Annotated in this window: 7 protein-coding genes and 1 tRNA gene; 5 read left to right on the forward strand and 3 right to left on the reverse strand. The window is 73.9% G+C overall.

The genetic code is table 11. From position 1 onward, the window contains the following. The gene (locus MNY60_RS13630; protein ID WP_242360800.1) at positions 1 to 3,045 is read left to right on the forward strand and encodes a BamA/TamA family outer membrane protein; all 3,045 of its coding nucleotides are present in this window, start codon (positions 1 to 3) and stop codon (positions 3,043 to 3,045) included. Here the strand turns inward: MNY60_RS13630 and MNY60_RS13635 are convergent. Then, on the reverse strand, positions 3,013 to 3,369 hold the full coding sequence (locus MNY60_RS13635) for a translation initiation factor IF-2 (RefSeq protein WP_242360802.1): 357 nt from the start codon (positions 3,367 to 3,369) through the stop codon (positions 3,013 to 3,015). The two genes, MNY60_RS13630 and MNY60_RS13635, sit on opposite strands and share 33 nt — an antisense overlap. Positions 3,370 to 3,484: 115 nt before the next feature. Here MNY60_RS13635 and MNY60_RS13640 point away from each other — a divergent pair. The 4 genes from MNY60_RS13640 to MNY60_RS13655 all read left to right on the forward strand — a co-directional run bounded on the left by MNY60_RS13640 (position 3,485) and on the right by MNY60_RS13655 (position 6,800). Then, positions 3,485 to 3,560: transfer RNA gene (locus tag MNY60_RS13640), tRNA-Thr, on the forward strand. Between the two features lie 304 nt (positions 3,561 to 3,864). Next, positions 3,865 to 4,464 carry a DUF2239 family protein gene (locus tag MNY60_RS13645; protein WP_242360804.1) on the forward strand — a complete coding sequence of 200 codons (600 nt, stop codon included), beginning with the start codon at positions 3,865 to 3,867 and terminating at the stop codon, positions 4,462 to 4,464. Between the two features lie 11 nt (positions 4,465 to 4,475). Further along, positions 4,476 to 4,841: a GIY-YIG nuclease family protein gene (locus MNY60_RS13650; protein ID WP_242360806.1), complete on the forward strand. Its 366-nt coding sequence runs from the start codon at positions 4,476 to 4,478 to the stop codon at positions 4,839 to 4,841. Positions 4,842 to 5,273: 432 nt separating this feature from the next. After that, entirely contained in the window at positions 5,274 to 6,800 is a 1,527-nt protein-coding gene (locus MNY60_RS13655; RefSeq protein WP_242356780.1) for a Glu/Leu/Phe/Val dehydrogenase, read from the forward strand. 93 nt (positions 6,801 to 6,893) lie between these two features. Here the strand turns inward: MNY60_RS13655 and MNY60_RS13660 are convergent, their stop codons facing one another. Both MNY60_RS13660 and MNY60_RS13665 read right to left on the reverse strand, forming a co-directional pair. After that, on the reverse strand, positions 6,894 to 8,540 hold the full coding sequence (locus tag MNY60_RS13660; RefSeq protein WP_242360808.1) for a hypothetical protein: 1,647 nt from the start codon (positions 8,538 to 8,540) through the stop codon (positions 6,894 to 6,896). Beyond that, the coding region (locus MNY60_RS13665) for an ATP-binding cassette domain-containing protein (RefSeq protein ID WP_242360810.1) at positions 8,537 to 8,973 on the reverse strand (437 nt) is incomplete at its 5' end. The genes MNY60_RS13660 and MNY60_RS13665, both read right to left, overlap by 4 nt.

Below are 8,973 nucleotides of genomic sequence, written 5' to 3' on the forward strand. Positions count from 1 at the left end.
TTGCGCCGCGCGCTCCTCGCCGTCGCGCTGCTCGGGGCGCTCGCCGCGGCGCCCCGGCCCGCCGCCGCGCAGCCGTACGATCCGGCCTATCGCTGGCGCACGATCGACACGGCGCACTTCCGGATCCACTTCCACCAGGGCGAGGAGCCGCTCGCCCAGGACGTCGCGGTCGTCGCGGAGCGCGCGCACGCCGCGCTCACCCCCGTGCTTGGGTACGCGCCGCGCCGCACCGAGATCGTCCTCTCCGACGACGTGGACGACGCGAACGGCTCGGCGACGCCGCTCCCCTACGACACGATCCGCCTCTACGCGGTGCCGCCGCCGTCGCTCTCGGAGCTGAACGACTACCGCGACTGGCTCGAGAGCCTGGTCTTCCACGAGTACGTCCACATCCTCCACCTCGACCACGTCGGCGGCATCCCGGGGGCCGCGAACCGGATCTTCGGCAAGCTGTTCGCGCCGAACGGGCTCGTCCCGGCGTGGATGACCGAGGGGCTCGCGGTGCTGCACGAGTCGAACGGCGATCCCGCGAGCGGGCGCAACGCGAGCGCCATCCACGAGATGTACGCGCGCGCGCTCGCCCTCGAGCCGCCGGGGTTCCCGCCGCTCGACGAAGCCTCGAACCCGCTGCTCGAGTGGCCGGTCGGGACCGCGCCGTACCTCCTCGGCGGGCGCTTCATGCGGTTCCTCGAGGAGCGCTACGGGGACGCCGCGATCGCGGGCTACCTCGGCCGGCAGGGCGCGCAGCTCTGGCCGTACGCGCCGTCCTGGGTGGCGAGGCCGTACTTCGGCGGCCGGTCCTTCCCGGAGCTCTGGGCCGAGTACGCGGAGGCCGAGCGCGGGCGCGGCGAGGAGGTGGTGACGGCGGTGCGCGAGCGGCCCGTCACCGCGGCGCGCCGGCTCACGGCGCGGGGCGGGCGCGCGGAGAACCCGCGCTGGAGCCCGGACGGCTCGTTCGTCGCGTACTGGCGGCGCCCGCTCGACGGCCGCCCCGGGCTGTTCCGCGTCTCGCCGGAGGGCGAGGACCTCGGCCGCGCCGCGACCGTGGACGCGAACGGCACGTTCGCGCTCCGCACACCGGGCGAGGCGATCGCCGCGATCGGCGAGGTCCACCGCGAGTTCCGCGTCTACGACGACCTCCGCCGCGTGGACCTCCGCACCGGACGCACCCGGGCGCTCACCCGCGGCGAGCGCGCGACCGATCCGGATCTCGCGCCGGGCGGCGCGTTCCTGGTCTACGTCCAGCGCTCCGGCCCGGGGGTGCTCGCGCTCGTGCGGCGCCCGCTCGACGCCGCCGGCCGGCTCGGCGCCCGCGAGGTGCTCTTCTCGCACCGCGGCGCGGAGGTGTACGAGCCCCGCGTCTCCCCGGACGGCCGGCGCATCGCGTTCACGCTCCAGGAGGGCGGTCGTCGCGATCTCGCCCTGTGGGAGGACGGGCGCGTCACGCGCCTCACCGACGACGGCGCGCTCGACACGTCCCCGGCCTGGACGCCGGACGGACGGTTCGTGCTCTTCGACTCGGATCGCGGCGGGCTCTACAACCTGTACGCGTGGGAGGCGGCGACCGGAGAGATCTCGCAGGTCACGAACGTCGAGACCGGAGCGTTCCAGCCGGACGTCTCGCCCGACGGGAAGACGATCGCGTTCCTCCTGTACTCCCGCGCGGGCTACGACGTCGCCACGATCCCGCTCGATCCCGGCAGCTTCATGCCGCCCTTCCCCGCGCCGCCCGCGCCGGCGGCGGCGGGGGAGCAGACCTCGACCTCGACCTCGACCTCGACCTCGACCTCGACCTCGACCTCGACCTCGACCTCGACCTCGACCTCGACCTCGACCGCGACCTCGACGGCGTCTGCGGCGGACGATCCCGCCCCGCTCCCCTCCCGCCCCTACCGCGCGCTCGACACGCTCGGCCCGACCTTCTGGCTCCCCTTCCTCTCCGGCGACGCGTCGGGGACGGTGGTCGGCGCGATCACGGGCGGTGTCGACGTGCTCTTCCGCCACGCCTGGGCGGCGCAGGCGTTCTGGAGCACCCCCACGCGCGAGCCCGGCTACGCCCTCGCCTACCAGGGCGCCTGGTCCTGGCCGCGGCTCGACCTCTCCTCGTCGCGCTTCGTGGGCAGCTCTCCCGACCCGGGCGACCGGCTCCTGTCCGTGTGGACGCTCGCCGACGCGGGAGCGACCTTCACCTTCACGCGGCTCGCCCGCGTCACCGCGCTGAGGCTCGGCTGGAGCGGCACCCGCTACGACACGCTCGCGGGAGAGCCCGGCCCGGATCCGAGCCTGCCCTACCCGTTCCGCGACGGCTTCCTCTCGGACCTCTCGCTCCGGATCTCCTACTCCGACGCGCGGCGCTTCGTCCGCTCCATCTCGCCGGAGGAGGGCCGGAACGCCTCGCTCTCGCTTCGCTACGCCGGGCCGGCGACGGGCAGCGACTACGAGCTCGCGCGTGCTCGCGGCTCGGTGGAGCAGTACCTGCGCGTCCCGGGGCTCTCGCGGACGGTGCTCGCGCTCAGGCTCTCCGGCGGCCTCGCGCGCGGCACGCTGGGAGGCAGCGCGCCGTTCGAGCTGGGAGGCGTCTCGCAGCCGGACGTGCTTTCGATCGCCCTCGGCGCCGCGCTCGGGCTCACGGGCGCGCCGCCGGATGCGCTGCGCGGCTACGCGGTGGGGTCGTTCGAGGGGACGGGGTACGTCCTCTCGAACGGGGAGCTGCGCTTCCCGCTCGGCGCGCCCCGGCTCGGCCACGGCACCTGGCCGCTGTTCCTGCGGCGGGTGCACGGTGCCCTGTTCGCCGATCTGGGCGAGACGTTCGACCGGCCCGGCGAGCCGATCCTCGCGGGCAACCGGCTCTCGGGCGAGGCGCTCCGGCTCGGCGTCGGTGCGGAGCTCCGCCTCGAGCTCGTCCTGGGCTACTTCCTCCGCACCGACCTGCGGCTCGGGCTCGCCCGCGCGATGGGCGCGCCCTTCGGCGGGTGGCGGGCCGCGGACGCCTGGCTCGGGCCCGACGAGGTCTCACCCTACGTGATCCTGGGAGCGTCCTTCTGACCGGGTCGTGCGCGTCCTCGGGTCGTGCACGAACGCCTGGGCGATGCGGAACGGCGCGAAGAAGAGCGTGCGCGCGAGGCGCGTCGTGTCCTGGACGAGCTCCGCCAGGATGGCCGAGATGGGCGTGCCGAGCTCCTCGGCGGTCCGCGTCGCGGAGTCCACCTCGGCCATGCGCTCGACCTTGCGCCGCTCCGCCTGGCGGGCAGCCTTGCTCTGGCGGGCGCTCTCGCCGCCGATGAACTGCTTGCCGGGCGCGGCGCGGCGGAACGCCGCCTCCTGCTGCCCCATGGCGCTCTTCGCCGAGCCAGGACGGTTCTTCCTCATGCCCTGAAGCTAGGCGCGGAGCGTCATGGGCGCGAGCGACGCCCGACTCCGCGACTCCGCCCTTGCAGGGCGCTCCGGGCGGTGCTAAACAACGCGCCCGTTTCGACGGAAGAGCGCCGACATAGCTCAGTCGGTAGAGCAACTGATTCGTAATCAGTAGGTCCCCAGTTCAAGTCTGGGTGTCGGCTCCAGTTTCGCGGGCGCTTGGCCTCACGGTCGAGCGCCCGTTTCCTTTCGGGCCGACAGAATCGCCTCCGCCAGTCCTCCTCGGTGCCGTCGACGCCGCCCGGCGGGGGAACGCCCGGCCCATCCGGCTGCAAGTAGAGCGAGGGCGCTCGCCCTCCCCGCCGGCCCCGCGCCGCCGCCGGCCAGTCGTGAGCGGCGGTCCCGCTCCTCGCGTTTTACCCGGGTGTTATTGACGGGCGGGCGCGCTCCGCGGTAGGTCTCTCCCGATTTTGACCCGGGTGAAATACCGGTGGCTCTGGGGGACGCGACTTGGCGGACGAGGACAGGTACACGGCGTTCGCGGGCGACCGGCGCCTCGCGTCGGGCGCGAGGCGCGACGTGCTGGTCGCGGTGAAAGCGCACCACGACGCCGGCGGGGGCTCGGTGCTGGTGTTCGCGGACGCGACGGGCCGGCAGATCGACTTCGACCTGCGGGGCACGCCGGAGCAGGTCGTCGCGCGCGCGGAGCCGCCGCCGCGGGTGGGGCCGGGCCGGCCGAGGCTCGGGGTGGTGAGCCGCGAGATCTCCCTCTTGCCCCGTCACTGGGAGTGGCTGGAGCAGCAGCCGAGCGGGGCCTCTGCGGCGCTCCGGCGGCTGGTGGACGAGGCGAGGAAGCGCGAGCCGGACCGCGAGCGCGCGCGGCGGGCCCGCGAGGCCGCAGGCCGGTTCATGTGGGCGATGGCTGGCGATCTCGCCGGCTTCGAGGAGGCCTCGCGCGCGCTGTACGCCGGGGAGACGAGGCGGCTCCGGGCGCTGGTCCGGTCCTGGCCGAAGGACGTCCGCACCCACCTGCTGGCGCTGTGGGAAGAAGCGGCCCGGCTCGAGCGTCCGCCTCCGGACGAGCCCACCGCGAAGCCTCGCGGCCGCTGAGGAGAGACCCGATGGATCGGAGAGCGGAGCTGAAGCGCGCGGCGCGCGAGACGAGGCCCGAGGCCGGCGTGTACCAGATCAGGAACGTCCGGACGGGGATGATCCTGGTCGAGAGCACGTTGAATTTGAAGACGCTCAACGGCAGGCGGATGGAGCTCGCGCGCGGAGCGCACAGGAACGCGCGGCTCCGCGCGGACGTTCGCGCGCTCGGCCCCGACGCGTTCGTCTTCGAGGTCCTCGAGGTGCTGAAGGAGCAGGACGAGGGCCTCGTGTACCCCCGGGACGCGGTGCGGCAGCTCGAGGCGGCGTGGCTGGAGCGGCTGCAGCCGTACGGCGACCGCGGCTACAACACCCCGTCCGGACCAGGACCTACCTGACCCAGGCTGCGATGGAGCCCGCCGACCGCTCGCACGGCGGAGGCCCGGCGACGCGGCGGTTCGCGGCGCAATTCCAGCGCTTTGGAGGGTGAAGCAAGCGTCCGATCTTCGGGGTGGGCGCACCTCCCCGTAGAGCCCTTCCGTGGCTCACGTGGACCGGGGGACCACCCGCCCGTGCGCCCCCTATCCGGGCCGCGCGTTGGACTGTCGGCCCGTTTCTGGCGGCGTTAGATTGCCGCCGCCTGCAGAGCCCCCGAGGCGGGGTCCCGGAGGCGCGGATTTCCGCGCCCTCGCGCCGTGGCAACCTCGCCATTATATTGAGGAATCGCGGTAACTCGCAGATTTTGACCGCGAGCGGAACGAGGGCTAGCATGCGCCCGGCTTCGCCTCCTTAGCGAAGCGCGGAGTCCCCCCCAACCGAGGTCGACAGCGATGGCCGGTCGAAACGGCAGGAAGAGCTTCTACGACGAGGCGATGGAGACGTTCCATCGGGCGGCGGATCTCATCCAGATGAACCCCCGCGTCCGGATGGAGCTGGAGGAGCCGGATTTCGAGCACATCTTCTACGTCACCACGGAGCTGCGCGACCGGCTCGTGCCCCTCTCCGCCGAGGACGCGCCCAAGTTCAAGGACCTGCAGCCCTCGGACATGAAGGCGGCCGACGCGCTCGAGCCGCTCGCGAACGGCAACTTCATCCTGCACCGCCGCGCGCTGCTCCGCTCCGACATCCACATGCGGCAGGGCGTCATCAACATCCCGAAGATGGGCCTCTTCCGGATCGAGAAGGGCGGCCCGCGGAAGTTCAAGGCCTACCGCATCCAGCACAACCAGGTGCGCGGTCCGTACAAGGGCGGCATCCGCTACCACAAGGACGTCTCGCTCGACCTCTTCAAGATGCTCGCCGCCGACATGACCTGGAAGACGGCGATCGCGGAGATCCCGTTCGGCGGGGCGAAGGGCGGCATCAAGCTCGACCCCTTCAACTACTCGCGCGAGGAGATCGAGCACATCACCCTCCGCTACATCTACAAGTTCAAGAACTTCATGGGCCCGTTCGTGGACATCCCGGCGCCCGACGTCGGGACGAACGGGGAAATCATGGCGTACATGATGCGCCAGTTCACGGACGGTGAGCGCGAGCACCACAAGCTCCGCGGGGTGGTCACCGGCAAGGACGTGCGCATCGGCGGCTCCGAGGGGCGCGTCCGCGCCACGGGCCAGGGCGTCGTGTACTGCATCGAGGAGTGGGCGCGCGATCGCGGCTTCGATCTCAAGGGCGCGCGGATCCTCGTACAGGGCTTCGGCAACGTGGGCTCCTCGGCCGCGGAGATCCTCGCCGCGCACGGCGCCAAGATCGTCGCCGTGAACGACGCCAACGGGACGATCCACAACGACAAGGGGATCGACGTCGCGGCCCTGGTGCAGTACGTCCACGGCAACAAGGAGAACCTCCGCCGCACCGTCGAGGGGTTCCCGGGGGCGACGGCGATCTCCAAGGACGACTTCTGGTCCATCGACGCCGACATCTGCATCCCCGCCGCGCTCGGCGAGGAGATCACGGGCGACGTCGCGGAGCGGCTCAAGGTGAAGCTCGTGGCGGAGGGCGCGAACGGCCCCACCACCCGCGACGGCGATCGCGTGATGATGGGCCGGAAGATCGATCTCATCCCGGACATCATCTGCAACGCCGGCGGCGTCACCGTCTCGTACTACGAGTGGCTGCAGAACCAGCGGCTCGAGCACTGGACCGAGGGCGACGTGAACCGCCGCCTGGAGCAGGCCATCAAGAAGAACTACGCGATCATCCGCGACATCGCGCGGAACCGCCCGCAGCGCACGCCGCACTACGACTCGCGCCCCTACTGCGTCGGGCAGGAGATCGACGTCCGCACCGCCGCGATGGTCCTCGCGCTGAAGCGCGTGGAGGCGCACTACCTCATCGAGGGCTTCTCGCAGTAGCGGCCCCGAAGGTCGCCCTCCGGCGGCCCGCCTCACCCCGCGCCCGGCGTCGCGCCAAGCCTCCCCGGAGGCCGGCCCGCCGGGCGCGGCCGTTCAGTCCTCGTCGCCCGCGATGGCGTCGAGGAGCGGCTCCCGGCGCCGCGCGAGGAGCCGCGCGGCCGCGGGCAGCGCGACGCGGTAGGCGATCGCGCCGGCGAGCCCGAGCGCCGTCCAGCCCAGGACGAGCAGCCAGGGCGCGTCGCGCCGGACGGCGAAGACCACCGGGACCGCGAAGGCGCCCGCGGCGCAGGAGACGATGACCATCCCCGCGAGCGACGAGAGCGGGGAGAGCGACCCGCCGCGCTGAACGGTGCTCGCGGCGGCGCGCGGGTTCAGCACCGAGACGAAGTTGCCCGCCGCGAGCAGCCAGGGGGCGATGCCGGCGTGGAGCGCCACCGCGGCGAGGAGCGCCCAGCCCGGCAGCGGACCGCCGACCGCGATCGCCGCGGCCGCGGCCGCCGCGAAGAGCGCGGCGGAGAGCCCGTAGGCCGCGAGGTTCTTCGCGACGAGCACCTCGGCCGGCGCGACGGGGACGAGGAACCAGACGCGGCCGCCGCCGCGCTCCCAGCCGAAGGCGTTGAGCCAGAAGATCTGCGCCGCCATGTGCGCGTAGAGCGCGAAGCCCAGCACCGGCAGCGCGCGCACGACCTCGCCGGACCCGGCGGGCAGCCGGGGCGGGATCTTCCACGCGACGATCGCGGCGAACGGCGGCAGGATGAGCGCGAGCAGCGTCGCGACCGGGTGGCGGAGGACGTACTTCGCCTCCTTCTCGACGAGCGCGCCCAGCCGGCCCGGGAGCGGCCAGCCGCCCCGGCCCGTCGCCGCCGCGCGCGGCGCGCCGCCTGCCCCGGCCCGGGCCGAGGCGAGCGCGAGCCGGTAAGCGGCCCAGGCGGTCGCGCCGCCGGCCAGGACGAGCGCCGCGGCCCAGGGCAGCGCCGCCAGCACGCGGCCCGCGTAGAGCTCCCCGGCGCCGGCCTCCGCGAGCGCGGCGGGGTACGCGAGCCAGCGGAGCGCGCGGGCGCCGCGCAGCATGCGGAGCAGCGCGCCGGGATGGCCGGCGGTCCAGGCGAGGAGCACCCCCACGCCGACGTAGACCGCCGCGACCAGGATCTCCCGGGCGCGCCGCCCGCGGAGCAGCCGCGCGAGGAGCTCCTGGAGGAGCGCGACGAGCGCGACGGTGGCCACGACGAAGGCGGCGAGCACGACGGCGAGCAGCGCGAGCCAGGCGCCGGGACGCGCCACCGCGGCGCCGCCGAACGCGCCGACGAGGAGCAGGCACCAGAACGCCGCGAACGGATCGCCCGCCACCGACGCCGCGAGCCCGTGGCCGAACGCCTGCGCCGGCGAGATGGGGTAGACGAGGAAGCGGCGCAGGTCGAGCGCGTCGCGCTCCGAGATCGAGAGCGACACGACCGTCCAGGTCTGCCAGACGCCGAAGAAGAGGGCCGCGATCGGCACGGTCGCCTGCAGCCCCCGCCCCGCGCGCACCGCCTGGTACGTGCCGATCCCGGTGAGCGCCGCGAAGGCGAGCCCGGCCGGCACGGCGACGACGTAGAGCGCGACGCGCGCGACGACCTCCGGCACGCCGCCGGGGCGCCGCAGCCGGCGCAGGAGCAGGAGCCAGCGGAGCTCCGCGAGCGCGCGCAGGGTGCCGAGCGCGCCCGGCGGCGCGGGCGCGCGTCCCCCCTCCCCCGCGCTCACGCGCCCTCGCCGAGCCAGGAGAGGCCGCGCACCTCGCCGCGCTCGTCTCCGACGGTGCGGATGAACACCTCCTCGAGCGTGAGGGCGCCGCGGACCTCCGCGAGCGTGCCCTGCGCCGCGAGGCGGCCCTCCCGGATGATCCCCACGTGCGTGACGATCCGCTCCACCACCTCGAGCACGTGGCTCGTGAGGAAGATCGTCAGGGCGCGCCGGGCGACGAGGTCCTGGAGGAGGCGCCGGATCCCGCTCACGGCGACCGCGTCGATGCCCTCGAACGGCTCGTCGAGGAAGAGCAGCCGGGGCCCGTGGATGAGGGCGCAGCCGAGCGCGAGCTTCTTCCGCATCCCGTGGCTGTACTCGGAGACGAGCTTCCCGGCGTCGTCCGCGAGCTCGAGCGCGCCGAGGAGCTCGTCGGCGCGCCGTCCGGCCTCGC

The sequence above is a fragment of the Anaeromyxobacter sp. SG17 genome (assembly GCF_022690695.1).
Taxonomy (GTDB): domain Bacteria; phylum Myxococcota; class Myxococcia; order Myxococcales; family Anaeromyxobacteraceae; genus Anaeromyxobacter; species Anaeromyxobacter soli.

Coding starts and splice junctions, on each gene's coding strand:
- MNY60_RS13635 (WP_242360802.1), bottom strand. CDS start 3,369: ATGAGGAAGAACCGTCCTGGCTCGGCGAAGAGCGCCATGGGGCAGCAG.
- MNY60_RS13650 (WP_242360806.1), top strand. CDS start 4,476: ATGGATCGGAGAGCGGAGCTGAAGCGCGCGGCGCGCGAGACGAGGCCC.
- MNY60_RS13655 (WP_242356780.1), top strand. CDS start 5,274: ATGGCCGGTCGAAACGGCAGGAAGAGCTTCTACGACGAGGCGATGGAG.